At 28.5% G+C, this 17527-nt stretch carries 22 protein-coding genes; all 22 read right to left on the minus strand.

Annotated elements, in window-relative coordinates:
• Positions 1–76 precede the first annotated feature (76 nt).
• The 22 genes from ACNI3D_RS00250 to nifN all read right to left on the minus strand — a co-directional run bounded on the left by ACNI3D_RS00250 (position 77) and on the right by nifN (position 17407).
• Positions 77–436 carry a hypothetical protein gene (locus ACNI3D_RS00250; protein WP_419767862.1) on the minus strand — a complete coding sequence of 120 codons (360 nt, stop codon included), beginning with the start codon at positions 434–436 and terminating at the stop codon, positions 77–79.
• 144 nt (positions 437–580) lie between these two features.
• Positions 581–1495: a nitrogenase iron protein gene (gene nifH / locus ACNI3D_RS00255; RefSeq protein WP_129100353.1), complete on the minus strand. Its 915-nt coding sequence runs from the start codon at positions 1493–1495 to the stop codon at positions 581–583.
• Positions 1496–1777: 282 nt separating this feature from the next.
• The gene (locus ACNI3D_RS00260) at positions 1778–2425 is read right to left on the minus strand and encodes a potassium channel family protein (RefSeq protein ID WP_129100352.1); all 648 of its coding nucleotides are present in this window, start codon (positions 2423–2425) and stop codon (positions 1778–1780) included.
• Positions 2422–3747, minus strand: a complete 1326-nt coding sequence (locus tag ACNI3D_RS00265) for a TrkH family potassium uptake protein (RefSeq protein WP_419767863.1) — start codon at positions 3745–3747, stop codon at positions 2422–2424. The genes ACNI3D_RS00260 and ACNI3D_RS00265 overlap by 4 nt, the downstream gene beginning before the upstream one ends.
• A 12-nt stretch (positions 3748–3759) precedes the next feature.
• Positions 3760–4449 carry a response regulator gene (locus ACNI3D_RS00270; RefSeq protein ID WP_419767864.1) on the minus strand — a complete coding sequence of 230 codons (690 nt, stop codon included), beginning with the start codon at positions 4447–4449 and terminating at the stop codon, positions 3760–3762.
• Positions 4446–5477 (minus strand): sensor histidine kinase, encoded by a 1032-nt coding sequence (locus ACNI3D_RS00275; protein ID WP_419767865.1) that lies wholly within the window; start codon positions 5475–5477, stop codon positions 4446–4448. Before ACNI3D_RS00275 ends, ACNI3D_RS00270 begins: the two co-directional genes overlap by 4 nt.
• A 204-nt stretch (positions 5478–5681) precedes the next feature.
• Positions 5682–7091 carry a methyl-accepting chemotaxis protein gene (locus ACNI3D_RS00280; RefSeq protein ID WP_419767866.1) on the minus strand — a complete coding sequence of 470 codons (1410 nt, stop codon included), beginning with the start codon at positions 7089–7091 and terminating at the stop codon, positions 5682–5684.
• A 177-nt stretch (positions 7092–7268) separates the two neighbouring features.
• Positions 7269–8732: a methyl-accepting chemotaxis protein gene (locus ACNI3D_RS00285; RefSeq protein ID WP_419767867.1), complete on the minus strand. Its 1464-nt coding sequence runs from the start codon at positions 8730–8732 to the stop codon at positions 7269–7271.
• Positions 8733–8890: 158 nt separating this feature from the next.
• Positions 8891–10138 (minus strand): RNA polymerase factor sigma-54, encoded by a 1248-nt coding sequence (locus tag ACNI3D_RS00290; protein WP_419767868.1) that lies wholly within the window; start codon positions 10136–10138, stop codon positions 8891–8893.
• Positions 10139–10191: 53 nt separating this feature from the next.
• Positions 10192–10488: a 2Fe-2S iron-sulfur cluster-binding protein gene (locus ACNI3D_RS00295; RefSeq protein WP_419767869.1), complete on the minus strand. Its 297-nt coding sequence runs from the start codon at positions 10486–10488 to the stop codon at positions 10192–10194.
• A 142-nt stretch (positions 10489–10630) separates the two neighbouring features.
• Positions 10631–10972 (minus strand): hypothetical protein, encoded by a 342-nt coding sequence (locus ACNI3D_RS00300; protein ID WP_419767870.1) that lies wholly within the window; start codon positions 10970–10972, stop codon positions 10631–10633.
• 92 nt (positions 10973–11064) lie between these two features.
• Positions 11065–11475 carry a nitrogen fixation protein NifZ gene (locus tag ACNI3D_RS00305; protein ID WP_013133873.1) on the minus strand — a complete coding sequence of 137 codons (411 nt, stop codon included), beginning with the start codon at positions 11473–11475 and terminating at the stop codon, positions 11065–11067.
• Entirely contained in the window at positions 11465–11800 is a 336-nt protein-coding gene (locus ACNI3D_RS00310) for a nitrogenase-stabilizing/protective protein NifW (RefSeq protein ID WP_013133874.1), read from the minus strand. The genes ACNI3D_RS00305 and ACNI3D_RS00310 overlap by 11 nt, the downstream gene beginning before the upstream one ends.
• Positions 11801–11825: 25 nt before the next feature.
• A complete protein-coding gene (locus tag ACNI3D_RS00315; RefSeq protein ID WP_419767871.1) occupies positions 11826–12341 on the minus strand; it encodes a flavodoxin domain-containing protein in 516 nt (171 codons plus the stop codon).
• Between the two features lie 19 nt (positions 12342–12360).
• Complete coding sequence (locus tag ACNI3D_RS00320) at positions 12361–12792, minus strand: NifX-associated nitrogen fixation protein (protein WP_013133876.1); 432 nt, start codon at positions 12790–12792, stop codon at positions 12361–12363.
• Positions 12792–13187, minus strand: a complete 396-nt coding sequence (locus ACNI3D_RS00325; protein WP_129100339.1) for a NifB/NifX family molybdenum-iron cluster-binding protein — start codon at positions 13185–13187, stop codon at positions 12792–12794. Before ACNI3D_RS00325 ends, ACNI3D_RS00320 begins: the two co-directional genes overlap by 1 nt.
• Before the next feature lie 56 nt (positions 13188–13243).
• Entirely contained in the window at positions 13244–13546 is a 303-nt protein-coding gene (locus ACNI3D_RS00330; protein WP_129100338.1) for a hypothetical protein, read from the minus strand.
• Positions 13543–14790, minus strand: a complete 1248-nt coding sequence (locus tag ACNI3D_RS00335; RefSeq protein WP_419767872.1) for a SagB family peptide dehydrogenase — start codon at positions 14788–14790, stop codon at positions 13543–13545. The genes ACNI3D_RS00330 and ACNI3D_RS00335 overlap by 4 nt, the downstream gene beginning before the upstream one ends.
• Entirely contained in the window at positions 14774–15226 is a 453-nt protein-coding gene (locus tag ACNI3D_RS00340; protein WP_419767873.1) for an ankyrin repeat domain-containing protein, read from the minus strand. The genes ACNI3D_RS00335 and ACNI3D_RS00340 overlap by 17 nt, the downstream gene beginning before the upstream one ends.
• Complete coding sequence (locus tag ACNI3D_RS00345) at positions 15223–15744, minus strand: thioredoxin domain-containing protein (protein ID WP_419767874.1); 522 nt, start codon at positions 15742–15744, stop codon at positions 15223–15225. Before ACNI3D_RS00345 ends, ACNI3D_RS00340 begins: the two co-directional genes overlap by 4 nt.
• The gene (locus ACNI3D_RS00350) at positions 15745–16122 is read right to left on the minus strand and encodes a hypothetical protein (protein ID WP_419767875.1); all 378 of its coding nucleotides are present in this window, start codon (positions 16120–16122) and stop codon (positions 15745–15747) included.
• The gene (gene nifN / locus ACNI3D_RS00355; RefSeq protein ID WP_013133883.1) at positions 16112–17407 is read right to left on the minus strand and encodes a nitrogenase iron-molybdenum cofactor biosynthesis protein NifN; all 1296 of its coding nucleotides are present in this window, start codon (positions 17405–17407) and stop codon (positions 16112–16114) included. The genes ACNI3D_RS00350 and nifN overlap by 11 nt, the downstream gene beginning before the upstream one ends.
• Positions 17408–17527: the final 120 nt, after the last annotated feature.

The raw sequence follows: 17527 nt of genomic DNA on the forward strand, positions 1-17527 counted from the left end.
ACAAGGATTTGTAAAAAATCCGCAAAAGTTGTCAACTCCTAAAGAGAACAACGAGTTGTCCTTTTTATAATTTTGTTTATGCTACTTTTACTCTATATAGATTCATGTCATCTAATTTTTTACAAATAGCTTTAGTTTCATCACCATCAACAGATTTTGAGATTTCAGAAATTTGGTATTTATTAGTATAATAAACCATTTTATAACCATCTTTTTCTTTACACTCAGTATTAGTATAATAATCAACTAAGGCAGTATGTAAAAAAGAACCTTCTGGGATAGAAATTTCTTCTAACTTTACACCTTCTCTTGTTTCACTTGAAACAGTTACAGATTTACCTGTAGCATCAATTCCATCTTGTACTTTTTCTATTACTTTATCAAAACTTACATCATTACCCATATCAGCTGGGAAGTGGTATCCACATACAAACATTTTATTCTCCTTTTAAAATGTCCCATTTTTAAAGGGACCTATATTTTATGACTTCTTTTAACAAGATTTATAAAAAATCTTTAAAGAAGCAAATCCTAAAGGGCGAAAGAATTCACCAACATACAGCTTAATACTTACTATTTTTTAAGCTTCTTCTGCTTTTTTACCTAAGTTTTCTTCGTCAACTTCTTCTTCTAATCCAAATTCCATTAATAGATTTTCTAAGTCATCCATTTCTAATGGTTCAGGAATAACTTTTAAATCATTAGCGATGATTTTTCTAGCTAATTCTTTATATTCCATAGCTTGATCTGAAGATGGAGCAAATTCAACAACTGTCATTCTTCTTAATTCAGCTCTTTGTACATGGTTAGATCTTGGTACGAAGTGAATCATTTGAGTACCAATTTGCATTGCTAAGTGTTTAGCAAGGTCATACTCTTTATCTGTCATTCTCGCATTACAAATTAAACCAGCAAGTCTAACTCCACCAGTATTCGCATATTTTAAAATACCTTTAGAAATATTGTTAGCTGCGTACATAGCCATCATTTCACCAGACATTACGATATAAATCTCTTGTGCTTTACCTTCTCTAATTGGCATAGCAAATCCACCACAAACAACATCTCCAAGAACATCATAAGATACGAAATCTAACTCATCATCATATGCACCTTCTTCTTCTAAGAAGTTAATTGCTGTAATAACACCTCTACCTGCACATCCAACACCTGGCTCAGGACCACCTGATTCTGTACAATTAATATAACCTTCAGTAATATCAGTATTGTCTGGGTGAAATTCACCAGCACCTGGTTTACATACATCTTCTAATTCTAAATCTTCAACAGTTCCAGCCTCAGATGCTAATTGCATAATTGTAGATTGTGCTTTTTCATGTAAGATAAGTCTAGTTGAATCCGCTTTTGGGTCACACCCAACGATTAAAATTTTCTTTGCATAGTAGTGACACATTGCTGCTAATGTGTTTTGAGATGTAGTTGATTTACCAATCCCACCTTTTCCATAAAACGCTATTTGTCTTAAATCTGACATATTGTCTCCTTTTAATATTATTAATTACAAATAGATAATTGCATATTGCGTTCCACAAGATGAAAAAAAGAATATTTTTTTTAAATATTTTTATAATTCCCCGTAAAATAGGAGTTTGGGTGGATAAATTCTTTTTATAAGTTGAAAATAGGATAAAATTTATCTTGTTTGCATAATTGTTTTTTTACTACAAATTTTGTAAATTTTGTTATTTTGGAGTGTAAGTTTTAGTAAAATCAACCATAGGTTGATTTAAAATGTGAGCTTTATTTTAATTAAATTTTAGAATTCTTTACAAAACTCTTTACTATATTTAGCTTCTCCTATAAAAACTAAAATATCATTTTCTTTTATTTTATAAGAGGAGTCAATATTTAAAACCCAAGTTCCATCTGATTTATAAGAGACTATTTTAAGTTTTTTGTACTCTTCTTTTATCTCATAAATTCTTCTATTGATAAATTTTTCATTTGCTACTAGTTTTATGATTTTTATATTGTTACTTATGTCTATCTCTTCTATAGTCATATTATCAATAAGTTTATTTACTAACATTCTTCCCGCTATTTTTTCAGGATAGATTATTTTAAAAGCACCAATTTTTGATAATATTTCACCATGAGTTGATGTGATAGCTTTTGCAATAATATTTTGATTATTTAAATCTTTTAGTGCCATTACTGTTAAAATACTTGCTTCTATATTTTCACCAATACTAACAATAACCGTATCAAGATTGTATATTCCAACATCTTCTAGGGCTTGTTTATTTGTACTATCGAGAACAAAAGCATTATCAATGTATTCGCTTATCTCTTGAATTCTTTTTTCGTCATTATCTACTGCTATTACTTTTACATCTAACCTTGATAAACTCTTTACAATATAAGATCCAAATTTTCCTAATCCAATAACTGCGATTGTTTTCATATAATAATCCTTCCTACTGGGTATTTAAAATGTTTTGTTTTTGCTTTTCCTACTAAAATTAAACCAAAGGCAAAGACTCCAAGTCTTCCTGCTAACATCATAATTATGATAATACTTTTTCCAAAGGTATCAAATTCTTGAGAAAAACTTAGAATATCACCATTACCTGTTGATACTCCAACTGTCCCAAAGGCAGAAACAACTTCAAATAAAATTCTTAAAAAAGGTAAGTTTTGTGTTTCCACTAATATTAAAGTGGCTAAAAGTACGAAAAAAGAGGATGAAAGGATGATTGCTAGGGCTTTATTGATAATTTTTTGTTCAATTGTTCTTTTAAAAATACTTGGTTGTTGGTTACTCTCTTTTAAGATATAAATTACTGTAATAATTAAAATAGCAACAGTAGTTATTTTCATACCACCTGCTGTACTTCCTTGCCCTGCTCCTGTCATCATAAACAAAGTAGAGAAGAAAAGAGAAGACTCTTTTAATCCTGCTAAATCAATACTATTAAACCCACTGGTTCTAAAGTTAATGGAGAGAAAAAAGGCATTTAGTAATTTATCATAAACAGATAAGCCTCCAAAAGTTTTTGGGTTGTTCCACTCAATAGATAAAAATAAAACCATTCCCATAACAATTAAAATAATAGTTCCGTAAATCATGATTCTTGTATGAATAGTAAATCTTTTTGCAAATCTTCTATTTTCATAAATTTCAATTAAAACAAAATATCCCATTCCTCCTAATACTACTAAAATACAAATAGTAACTAAAGAAATAGTGTCACTTTGATATCCCATCAAACTGTTTGTAAATAAAGAGAAACCTGCATTATTAAAAGCACTTACACTATGAAATATTCCATACCAAAGGGAGTCTAAAAAATCATACTTTTTAAGAAATTGTGTAGTTAAAACAATCGCACCTAAAAGCTCAATAACTAATACAACTGCAAAAATCTTCTTTAAGAATCTTCTAACATGCATATTTGGTAAATCCAATGATTGCCTCATGGCTCTTTTTTCATCTATATCTAATCTTTGTCTAAGTGATAAAAAGAAAATGATTACCAATGACATATATCCTATCCCACCAATTTGGACTAGAATCAAGATAATGACTTCACCTAAAAAAGTAAAATTTTCAGAAGTACTTGTAACAATAAGCCCTGTTACACATGTAGCACTAGTAGCAGTAAAAATTGCATCAATAAAGGCTAAGTGACCTTTATGACAAATTGGTAAGGCTAGTACTAAGGCTCCAAAAAATATAACCAGTACATATCCTAAAAATATAGATCTTACATATTTATGTTCCACTAATTATTAATCCTAATTCTCACTATAAGAAAATCTATAGCCAATACCAGACTCAGTTTTTATATATTTGGGTCTAGTACTGTTTTGTTCTATCTTTTTTCTTAAAGTATTTACATAAGTTCTTAAATATTGCATTTCAGTTTGATAACCTGTTCCCCATACTTCATTTAAAATTTGTTTGTGGGTTAGGGTCTTGTTTGCATTTATCATAAAATATTTTAATAACTCATATTCAATAGGGGTTAATTTAAGAACTTCTTGTTTAAATTTTATAGTTCTTGAACTTATATCTAGTTCTAAGTCATTGCAAATGAATTTATTATCAATCTCTTCTTTTGCAATATTTCTTCTTAAATTTGCCCTTATTCTTGCCAATAGCTCATTTACAGAAAATGGTTTCGTAATATAATCATCTGCTCCAACATCTAAAGCTGCCACAATTTCTTTTTCATCATGTCTTGCTGTTAAAACGATAATAGGTACTTTTGATATTTCTCTAATTTGTTTTATTAAATCTTTTCCATCACCATCTGGTAGTCCTAAATCAACTATGAGAAGACTTGGGTTATGACTTAAAAACATCATTATAGCATTTTTCTTGCTTTCACTTGAAATAAAATTAAAAGCATACTCTTTAAATGTTATTTCTAATAATCTTTTTACAGAAGAATCATCTTCAATTATGTGTATTAACTCTTTCATATTAGTTTTGCTCTTTTTAATACTGGTAGGTTTATTTCTATTAGTATGCCATTATTTTGTGAAATAGCTTTTATCTCTCCACTATGAAGTTTAACTATACTTTTACAAATAGCCAAACCAATACCACTTCCTGAGATATCATTGGTATCTTCTACCCTATAAAATTTATCAAATATATTTTTTAGTTTTTCTTCATCTATAAATTCTGTTTCATTAAATACTTGAATTTTTATGTAATTATTACAATCTAAGACTTCAAAATCTATTTTTGCATTGGTAGATGAATACTTAAATGCATTATCAAGTAAATTTACTACTAATTGAGTAAGTAAAGTATTATCTCCCCAAAAGAGACCAGTCTCTTCAATATTTACTATTACTTTTTCGTCACTTTGTTTTTGAGAAAATTCATCTAAAGCAACTCCCACAATATCTTCGAAATCACACCATTGAAGTTTTAAATTAATATTGCCACTTGATAATCTAGTACTATCAAGAATATTTGTAATAAGTCTTTCCATTCTAATAGAAGCATAATTTATATCTTCTAGTAGGTTATTTTTATTTGTTTCAGTTAACTCATTGTTTGATAATATTAAATTAATACTTCCATGAATAGTTGATAAGGGAGTTCTTAAATCATGGGAAATAATATGTAATAAACTCTCTCTTAATTCATTTTGTTTCATTTGATTGCTTATGCTTTTTGCTTGATAAGTAATTATCCACCCAACAATTCCAAAAATCAAAAAACTCCAAATATAGAGTTCATTGTGCACAGAAAAGCTATATATTGGGGGAATGTATAAAAAATTTAGAAGAACTACACAAAGAATTGTCATAAAAAAAGTAGCTTTACCTTTTCCATGAATAGCTACTCCAATAACAGGAATAATATGTATAAGTGCTATGTTTATGATGTCTAAAGAGTTTCTAAACATGTGACTAATAATAGTAATGATTAATAAAATTCCTAAGGCTTTTAGTATGTAATTATATTTTCTATATGGGAAAAGTAGATTCATCATTTTAAGCTTTAAATAGTTTTATTATTAACAAAAATATTAAAAAAGATAAAATAGAAAGCATAATAATATTTGGTGTAGTCATATTTTTTTCTTTAAAATAGGTGTGACTACTATTATATGTTGTATTATCTAAAGAAAAAATCAAAAAACAAATTTAAATATCAAAATTTTATAAAGATGTTTTTTATTAATTAATATAAAAGCTTAAGCACATATATTTTCAAAGATACTTTCTTTTCCTTCAAAAGTTTTTTTACTTGTCTCTTCAACAATAGTATTTGCAATATTTGATGTTTCAGTTGCAATTTTATTTGATTTAGAAGATATTTCTGAGTTTGTATAAATTTGTTTTTCTAAAACTTTTACGGAATTGTTAATTTGAACTATACCTTCTTGTTGTTTTTTAGAAGTAATTGCTACTTCACTAATGAGTTCTATAGTTTTATCAATATCAATGTTTAAATTCGAATATCCCTCTATCATCTCATTTGCGATAGCTTTTCCTTCATTGGCTTTTTGATTTGCAGCTTCAACTAGTTTTTTTATATCTCTTGCAGCTTCTGTACTTTTATTTGCAAGATTTCTTACTTCTTGAGCAACTACTGCAAAGCCTTTTCCAGCTTCTCCTGCAGTTGCAGCTTCAACGGCAGCATTTAATGACAAAATGTTAGTTTGAAACGCTATTTGATCAATGATACTTATTGCTTCATTTATAGAATTTACTTCTTCATTAATTTCATCCATGGAAATATTGGTTTTATTTGCAAGGGTTTCTCCCTCATTTGCAGATTTTATAACTGCGTTTGCAAATTCTGACATTTGAATTGTTTTTTCATAAGTTTTACTAACATTTTGTGTGATTTCTTCTAATACAAGCGTTGTCTCTTTTAAACTTGTAGATGCTTCCGTTGAAGAACTATTTAGTTTAAAAGCATTATCTAATAAAATTTTAGATGATTTTTGTAATGTAGTACCATTTTTTTTATTTTCCAATAACATATAAGTAATAGCATTTTTAAGTTCATTAATTGAAGTTGATAGATTTATAAACTCTCCATCATCTGAAATATTTTCTAAAATTAAATCATTTGTATAGTTGTAATTAGTATATTCATTAAGAATATTATTAATAATCTCAAAATGTTTTTTTGTATTTATTATCATGTCATTAACAACTATTTTAAATTCTTCAAGTACTTTAGTTGAAGTCTTTACTTGAATAATATTATTATATGTACCATTTTTGACCTGTTCTAAGATATCTTTTGCCTCTGTAATAAATAAGAATTCTTCTTGTTCTTTGATTTTTTGTTTTTTATCTCTAGTATCAATAATATTTTTTATTTCAGAGTATTCACTTGCAAAAGAAGTATTTATTTTAAGTTTTGCATCTTTATTATCCATATTTTTAAGAAAATTTACTAATTCTTTTGATAATTTTTTACCATTTTTTCTTTCATCTAGTTCATGAAAAATTAAAGCTATTGCAATAACAATTTGAATTGTTTGTGAAGTTGTATTTGTTGTAAAAAAGAGTGCATTAATAGGTAATAATAACATTCCAAGATAATGAATTATTGTCATTCTAAAATATAATGATTTTATATTAAACATATGTGGTCCTTTTTTTAGAATATTATCTAAATAGGACAAAAACAGTATTGATTAAAATCAATACTATTCAAAAGGAGTATGTAGAGTTTTATTTATTGTTTTAAGAGGGGAAAGCGTTTAAATCTTTCCCTTTATTTTCTGTTGTTTACAGTGTTATAATTTTTTTGGAGTTATTATTTATTTAGCACTTTGATTCATCTCTTTTGCTTTAACATCATTTTTACCAATAAACTCTTTTTCATTTGCTTCTGAAACGATAAGTTTAGCAATAGTATCTGTTGTTGTTGCTATATCATGGGTTTGAGATGCAACCATTGCATTTTGTTGAGTTTGTTGATCAAGTTGGTTTACTGCTGAATTTATTTGTTCTATCCCTGTTTGTTGTTCTTTACTTGACATTTCAATATCTGAAATTAGATTTATAGTTTCTTGAATATTTTGATTTAACTCTTTATATCCTTTTATCATATTTCCAGCTATATTTTTGCCTTCATTTGCTTTTGAAGTAGCATTTTCCACTAATGTTTTTATCTCTTTTGCAGCTTCTGCAGAACGAGAAGCTAGGTTTCTTACTTCTTGTGCAACTACGGCAAAGCCTTTACCTGCTTCCCCCGCAGTTGCAGCTTCTACTGCTGCATTTAGAGATAAAATATTTGTTTGAAATGCAATTTGGTCAATTACACTAATTGCCTCATTGATAGATTTAACTTGCTCATTTATTTCATCCATTGCAACTGTTGTTTGATTTGCAAGCTTTTCCCCATTTGACACAGAAGTTGTAACATTAGTTGAATTACTTGCCATTTTTGCAATATTTTGAGTGTTGTTTCTAATATTTGCAGTTATCTCTTCTAAGGCTGCTGCTGTTTCTTCTAAACTTGCTGCTGCTTCATTTGAACTTTGATTTAATTTATCAACATTTGCTAAAAGTAAATTTGAACCCTTATCGAGCGTTAATCCATTTGCTTTATTTTCTACTAACATTTCATTTATAACATTGGCAAGATTATTTAGGCCATTAGCTGCTTCTCCTAAATTGTTTCCTTCTATTCTATGTGTAAAGTTTAACTTTTGAAAAGACAATAAAGCATCAGATATTTTATTTAAATCACCATCTACTTTAGTAGATACAATTTGAAATAAGTCATTAATACCATTTTTAAGATTTTCTATACCTTCATTTTGTGTTTTTTCTTGTATAGTTTGTTTCATAATACCTGTTTTTGCTATATCAATTGCCTTATTAGCAGCTTTTATTACATTTTTTGCATCAGTAATATCTTGCGCGAACTTAACAACACGAGTCACTTTCCCACTTTTATTTTTTACAGGAGTATATGAAGCTTGAATCCAAACAGAAGTACCATCTTTTCTAATTCTTTCAAATTCATTTATTTGAGATAACCCTTTATTTAAACTCTCCCAAAATTCAGTATACTCTTTTGTAGTTACATATGTTTTATCACAAAACATTCTATGATGCTTACCAGCTGTTTCTTCTAATTTATAACCCAAAACATTTAGAAAATTATTATTTGCATGTATTATTGTTCCATCTGGTTTAAATGAAATAATTGCATAGTTTTCATCCATTGCAGTTAATCTGGCAGATTCTTCTTCTGTTTTGCCTAAATTAAACATTATATTCCTTCTTTATTAAAATTATTTTATGTTATTCTAAATTATTTTTCTAATATACTTTAAAAATAATATCTTATGTTATCTTAAAAACAAACTATTTAGTAGTTAGTTTATGTTATTTGATATGAGATAATGAGCTTTATTAGTGTAGAATAAAGCTATAGATTTTCTACTTTGTAAAGCTTTTTTCTCTCTTTTGAAGAGGGAACATCCAACATCTTTCTGTATTTCGTAATAGTTCTTCTTACCATTTCTAGGTTAAATTTATCTTGAATAGCATCTAAAATATCTTGGTCTGTTAGTGGGGTTTCTTTATCTTCATATTCAACGAGACTTTTTATATAATTTTTTATCTCTGAAGATGATAAATCTTTATTGTTAACTGCATTTGAAAAGAAATGTTTTAAAGGAAATGTTCCCAAAGAACACTCAATATACTTATTTGCCACAGCTCTTGAAATTGTTGATTCTGCAAAACCAATTTCATTTGCTAATTCTTGCATAGAGTAGGGTTTTAGTTCACCACCCACAAAAAATGAAATTTGTTTTTCTACAATCAAAAGAACTATTTTGTATAAAGTTGATTTTCTCAAACCTAATAAGTTTACTAAATCTCTTGCTTCTTTTAATTTCTCTTTTATTCCCTCATTTTTAGAATTAAAAGCATCTTTTACTTCTAAATCTGGGTAATAAGCATGATTTATTTTGATATTGATATCTTCGCCAATATCCACAAAAAAATCAGGAATTATTTGTACATTGTCATTCATATAATTTATAGCAGGAGGATTATTAAAGTATTTTATTACCTCTTTTGCATCTTCAAACCTATGGTGTGCTGCATATTTATCCAAATGAGAAATATCTTTAATAATCTTTTTTATGAAGTTATATAATTCATCATCAATTTTTTTATCACAGGCATCTAATTGAAAAAGAAATGACTCTGATAAATCTTTTGCTCCAATTCCGCTTGGTTCTAGAAGTGAAAATCTTTGTCTTATAGACTCAACATACTCTTTATATACATTACAAGTTTGAGCTATTTTTTCTATATCTCCTTCAAAATATCCCTCTTCATTTATGTCACAAATGATTTCCATAGCTACTTTTTGAGAGTTTGGAGTCGAAAAATTTGGGGCACATATTTGTTCACTTATTACATCATTTAAAGATTCATTATAAATTGCCAAAGATTCGATAAACTCCCCACTAGTTCCTTGTGGCATAAAGTTTGCATAAAACTCTTTTGGTTTTTTTATTTCCAAAAATGGATTTTCATAAGAGACATTTTTTAGATGTTTCTCTAGGTCTTGAAGTGAAGATTGTAGCATTGGTAGCCACAATTTCAAAGATAAGTTAAGATTTTGCTTTTGTGAAGCCGAGGTTGATAATGTTTGTGCCATTATGATATTTTGCCCAAATTCAAAAAGAATTTGGACATTTCCTTGTATATTTTTTAATACTTAATTCTAATAACACCATTAGGCTTAACTATTTTCATTTGGCAAGACAATCTTGTTTTATCAGTTGCTGTACCTGCACAATTCTCTTTGATTACTTTAACTTCTTTGTCATTTATTGGAGAAATAAACTCCATACCTTGTTCAATTTCAACTACACATGTTCCACATTCTCCATCTCTACATCCAAAAGGTAAAGCTGAACCTGATGCTTCAACAACATCTTGAATTGTACTCCCTGGTTTAACATTAATTGCTAAAAAATCGTTTATAATTTCTACTCTAGTTGTCATTTATTTTCCTTTTAAATTGTCCCAATTTTAAAGGGACCTTCATTTTTTATCTACTTTTTAACAGGATTTATAAAAAATCCTTAAAAGTAGCAAAATCCTAAAGAGCGAATGAATTCGCTTTTTTATACTGATTAACTTATTGTTATTTTAATTTGTATGGTTTTACTAAAATATCACCTTTGATTAACATCATTGGTGCAATTCTAACTTTTGGACTGATTGTAAATTGTTGACATTGCAAAGCTTCATCAGAAGTGATTGCTCCCAATTTAACTAATACATCTAACTCTTCATCTTCCATATAACTTGTTGGTTCTTCATCTGCAAGATTTTCAACATAGATTAAACTTTTTGCATAATCTTTTGAATCAGAGATAAGTGGAACACCCTTTTCCTTAGCCAATCTTGAAATTGGTTCACCAATTTTTGCATTATAAATACCATCAGTAACAGTATCAAAATGCATAAAAATAACTTTTGCCATATTTTGTCTCCTTTTTTAGCTTGTTTTCTTCATACAAACCAAGCCATATGATAAAGTTCAAAAAAACTCTTTCATCTGACTTGGTTAAGAGTTTAATCTTTTGAGTAATATTTTTCTCTATGCTTACGCATAAATTCTAACTCTTCTTCAACTTCATCTCTATAATCTTCCATAGCTTCAAGTTCATGTTCTCTACACCCTACTATTTCTACTGGGACATCCAAAAGACCTAAAAAGTGAACTTCATATACACGAATTACTTGCAAGAATTCACCCATTGATTTTATATATCCAATTGCACCTGCTGGCATCAACTGTGTACCAATTGGTGCATGGGGATAGGTTCCATCATTCACTATCTCTTTTAGAAGTTTAACTTTTTGACCTATTCCAAACTTTGGTTTGTCTTCATCTTTTCCTGAACGACCTGCTGTTACACTATCATGAAGAGGTGTATTCGCATCTACGATATCTTTATGTGTAAATCCATCTTTAGCACCCACAACTTCCTCCTGTACCTGTTGGACTTGGACTACAAGAAGAACAACCTTCTAATTTCCCAGTCTCATACATATTCCAAACATCAGCTGCACTTGGAGCATGACCATTTTTATAATCACCATAAACTCTTAGTAATGAAAATTTTAAAAACTCTAAAAGTTTACTCTCATCTGATATTTCTGCTAAACCTTTTTTTATAAGTGTTCCATACTCTTTCATCATATGAAATCTTTTTACATTGATTAATTTTTGGTCAAAATCTATATCAAAAAATTTAAAAAAATCTTCTGTATCTCTTAATTTATAAAATTCTTCTACTGTTTTCATTTTATATCCTTTAAAATATTCCATTTTAAGCTGGAATTTCTTCTTTTAAAGAGTCAATCCATTTTGATACTCTTATTTCTGTTTTATCTTTTTCATTGTGTTCATCAATTGCTAAACCACAAAGTTTTCCATCTATTTCTGCTTGTGAGTATTCATACTTATAATCACTGGCATCTACAAAACCAACAACATTTGCTCCAGCACCTGTAAAGGTTTTATATAATTTCCCTAAAGCTGAACAGAAGTGTTCACCATGTTTTACACTATCTCCTGCACCAAATAAGGCAATAGTTTTTCCAGAAAAATCTATGCCGTCTGATTCAATTTCAAGTAAAGGATCAACCCATTCAAAATATACATCACCTTGTCCCCAAGTTGAACTTCCAATAAAAAGAACATCATGTTCAAGCATTTGATCTATATCATCAAAATCTTCTTCCATATTAATCACTTCTTCTACTTCAAAAGCTTCTGCTAAAGCTTGGGCAACAATCATAGATGTTCCACCTGCTGTTCCACAAAAAATTCCAATATTTGCCATACTTATGTCTCCTTTTAATCTATACGTTTTTATATTTGTTATAAGTCTCTTCTGCTTTTAGAAGATATTTTTCACCCTCAATTAGTAAGTCATCGTAAGTTCTAAAAGAGAATCTATGAGCATCTTTAAAAAATTTCTCACATAAAACAATTTTCCCTGCAAATACTACAACTCTTCCAAAACCTTCATGACTCATTTCCATTACAACTGAACACATAACCCCTGTCATTTTTTCAAAGGCTAAAGCAACAGCTTGAAATACTAGTCTTATATCTTTGATTTGCATTTCATCTATATCTGCAATAATAGGAATATTTTTTAAATCCTCTTTTGTTCTTACATATTTCTCAACTAGTAAGTCTTCATCACTTTTATTAACCCATGTTCCAAACTGATCAAGCGCTCTTACTTGTCCAATTAGTGTTATTTTGAAAAGTTCTTTTTTATCCATTATGAAGCCTTTTTTTCTATAATTTTTTTGATAAAAGGAGGAGGATTTGTATTTAACATATCCTTTAGTTTTTTTACTTCTTCATCTATTGATACAACTTCTTTATACTTAATAGTGAAGATTCCATTATTGATAAGTTTTGCAGCTGCTATTGCTCCCACATTTGTAAAATATACAATGTCAACACCTTCTAAAAGCGCTACTGTTTTATCCGTATCTTTTTCAAGTACTTTTTTTATCTCACACATTGTTGATTGCTCTTTACTTATTTCATAAATAGCAAACTGTTTTGCACTACCAAAGTGAGAATCAATGTTCTCTAAATCAGTAGTTGCAAAAGCAACTTTTATAGTACCTTCTTGAGAGTCATTTGTTGTGATTTTAATACTGCTCATTTTTTTGTCCTAAAATAAATTTAAATAGATATATGCAAATAGTGTTCCACAAAAAATTAAGTAGTTTTTTTACTTCTAATTAGTGCCAGAAAATCTATAAGGTCACTTAGGAAAAATGCCCTATTTGTGAGCTCTGCAAAGTAAACATTTGTAAAAGTATTTTGAGATGTAAATGATTTTGCGCTTTGTACAAACTCTTTTGGTAATTGATTATTTATAGGAAGTGGTTTTATTAGTTCATCACAAACTTCTTCAAAAAGAAATAAAATTTCAGCAGGTTTTTCTTCACACAACATATAAATATCACTTCTATAAAGATCATATTTTTTATATAGTTGATGATAAGTCTCTTTACTCATTTTCCTACCGCCATTAAATATAAGATATTGTTTGAAGTGATTAAAGTATTTTGTATTTCATCATCAAAATAAGCTCCAATTCCAGTGGAGTTTATTTGCAGATTTGTTGCTCTTAAAGATATGATATGTGCTAAAAAACCACTAAGTATAAGAGCTAAAGAGTAGTTTGTTCTTATTTTTGAAGTGAAAAAAATAGTAACACTTGAAGTTCCCCCTATTTTTTGATTAAAGGCTAAAGTTGTTGAAATATCATTAAAATTACCCTCTTCTTGTAATTGAAATTCTTTATAAATCCCTTTTTTCAGTCCAATTATTAGATTGTTTATAAAAAAGATTTCTATATTATATTTTCTTGCAATTATGAAAACATCTTTTAATACAGTCTCAAATTCTTCTTTAGTGATAGCTTCTTGTTTAAAGGCTCTCACTGATCTTCTATTATTTATAGCACTTTGTAGATTCTCTTTTGATAACTCTTTTAAAAAATTTATTTTTAAGTTATCAAAACTTTTATGATAAGAGTGTGAATAAAACTCTTCAATAAATGGTTCTTTTATATAATAATCACAAGGGGGCACAAAAGGTATATTATCTCTTAGTTTGTTTGTTTCTATGTCTTTATACTCACTTGAATAAATAGAAGCTACAAAATGTTCATACTTATCAAATGAGAAGGCTTTATTTAATTGTTTCTTTTTAAACTTAAAGTTAAAAAGATGTTCCATATCTTCTAATACAAGTGAAGCATAAATAGAACCTAATTGGTGACCAGTATCAAGTAATAGATACCTTATAGCTCTTTTCTCATACTTCCATGAAGTTCTGAAATAAACATTACTAAGTAAGAAGATAAATTTTTGTTGTTTTATATTCATATAACTTTCTAAGCCATCATTACTTAATTCATGAATTAAAGTTAAAGAATCTTCAAGTGGTTCATAGTGATAAATTCCATTTAAGAATTTTTTTATCCCTCTTATTTGGATATAAATTTCACAAGGGTAAAGTCCACCAGCACTTGGATTAACTCTTAACTTTACCTCATCTTTTCCATACTTTTTTGAGTAAGTGACTTTTCCAAAGTTCTTTATAAATCTTAATTCTTCATAATCATCGAGATTATATCGTCTATAAAATTTTGGATAAGTTTTATATGCTTTTGCTTGGGTCTGCCAATTTATAAATTGGGTTTGAGTGAAAGCATTCTTTTTTGTTATGTCTGTTTGGTTATGAAACTCTTGCATTTCTTAACATTTTTACGATTTTTGGAGTTACTGCTAAATCAATAGCCTTAAAACCATCAAGGTTTTCAAAAGAACTATTGGCTCCTTTTTCTAAAAGAAGTTGTACAAAATCTTCTTTTCCTGCACTTGCACAATACATTAAAGCTGTTACATCATTTACATTTTTTGAATCAATTTCTATTCCTGCATTTACTAATAACTCAAAACACTCATAAGATGAAGCAAAACAGGCATTCCAAAGTGCAGAATTACCATCTACATTTTTCATATTTAAATCAACATCTAACTCTAGTAACTCACTTACAAGTTTATTTTTTCCTTCTCTTGCTGCTTTCATTACAGCAGAATTCCCATACTTGCCTGCTTGATTTAAATCATTCTCATCATAGTTATTCTCTTTTAACCATAGTTTTAACTCACTAGATAAGTTTTTCATACTCCCATCCAGTTCTCATGAGTATGACCTTTTACTTTGAAGTTAATAACTTCTTCCAATGCTGTTTCAAACTCATCTAAATCGAGTTTATGTTCAGCATTTGAAGGTATCTCTTTGTATTTTATTACACCCTCTTTATCTATAATGAATACGGATTTTGCAATTAAACTTTCATTTAAATTTATTCCAAATTTCAAAGAAAATTTATTAAAGTCATTTGAGAGAGTACTTTCCTCTAATCCAAATACAGATGCAACTTTTTTTATATCACTAATAGGGCTATTTGTTATCATATAAACTAAGATTTTTGATTCAAATTTTTTTAAAATGTCATGTAAACCATTGTTATAATCTTTTATATTAGGAGAGCTAAGCATTACTTGAATTTTAGGTGCCATCATTCCTATAACTTTTGATTCACCATCTAACATTTCAACTCTAACAGCTGGTGCTTCAGAGTCAATTTTTCTCTCTTTTTGCTTTAAAATATAAAACTCTTTTTTATACTTAACTTCCATTTATAATATCTCCTTATGTGTTATTTGACAATTTGTATCAATTATCATTAAAGACTTTTTTAGTTGATTTTTTTCATCTTTTATACTAAAAGTTTTTGAAAACTCTTTGTATTCCCTTGAGATTAGGCTATCTTTTAGTTCGAACTCTTTTATTATTTCTTCACATTCATCAATGCTACTCATTGTGATAACAAAAGTTTCAGCTCTATTTTTAAAAAAGCTTATTGCATCATCTAATTGTTCATTAAAGTTTTTAATATCAGGCAATGAAATTACAACTTGTATTCTGTCTTTTGGAATTCCTAATAATCTTGTACTTCCATTTATCATCTCTAAACCTAATGCTTTTACTATTGGTCTTTGTAAATTAATGCCCATGAAATGCCCCTTGATTATGATGATTTATTAGATTTGCTAACTCAAAAAGTAAGTAAGTACTTCCTTCATATAAAACATCATTTTTTAGTTGATTACCAACTCCTTCAAAATCAGGAAACCCTCTTAACATAAGAGCTTTTTTATGTCTCATTGTGTATCTTTCTCCATGAAAGTTTGATATTAATACATCACTATCTTTTAGATATTTTTCAACATCTTCAAAATCACCAATTAATATATTTTCACACTCTATATTATCTAGTAAATCATTTTTGTGGGTAGTTATTATTGCTTTTATATTTGCCCCTGCTTCAATAATTGTATTTGCAACGCTTATACACTGGTCAGGCTCAAGGGCTAATACAACAGAAGCACTTCCAATTGCAAAGTGAGAATCAAGCATGGCATCTTGTAATCTTTTTCTCCATCTAACAATACTTGGATGGGGAGTTGAGATATTTTTGATTTGGCAAAGGGCTTTGAAAAACTTATCACTATCTTCTAAGCCACCTAAAGAATCAAAATGTAGTAATTTCATATTTTCATTTTTTGCTTTTAATTTATCTCCAGCTTTTTTTACACTACTTCCTATACTAATAGCTAGTGAACAAGTTCCTAATTTCTCTATATCTTCTACGGTTATTCCTCCACTACTTAAAGCACCTTGCTTTAATCCTAAGTGACCATCTAATGAATCACTTAAATCAGGAAGAGATAAAACTTCATAACCAAATAATGCGATTGTGTCTTTGATTTTTTCTATCTCTATTGGTTTTAGATTTACATTTGGAATAATTACTGCTTTATTCACATCAACTTCACTTGCACTTGCAACAAGTTGGTCAATGATTGCTTCAATAGATTTTGCAAAACCACTTTCAATAGAACCTTCAAAATCAGGAGTATTTACATAGACCATTTTTTGTTGGTCTTGGACAAGTAAACAAGCTCCTTTTATATCATCCCCTTTTGTCTCCGTAAGACCTGTTGTAAAAAGACCTACAAGATCAGGTTGTACTTTTTTAGTGATATTTTTAATTGATTCTGAAATGGCATAATCTCCTCCATCAATTACAGCTGTTATATCATTTACAGCTGTTGTTTGAACTGCTATTGGGTCATTGAAATGTCTTGTGAAAAACACCTTTGTAAATGAAGCACAACCTTGCGCTCCATGCATAAGTGGCATACAGTTTTTTATCCCTAAAAAACAAAGCATCGCTCCCATAGGTTGAGATAGTTTGATAGGGTTTAGTTGTAGAGGTTTTGCACTTATACTTTCCATGATATTTCCTATATTATTTTTAGTATATATGCAAATAGTGTTCCTAAAATTAAAATAACCAAATAATCTCTAAAATAATCATTTTAATCTAATTTTAAGGTAAGTGTTCTTATAATTTTG

The organism is Arcobacter siniprincipis (SeqCode) (assembly GCF_048571125.1).
Taxonomy (GTDB): domain Bacteria; phylum Campylobacterota; class Campylobacteria; order Campylobacterales; family Arcobacteraceae; genus Arcobacter; species Arcobacter siniprincipis.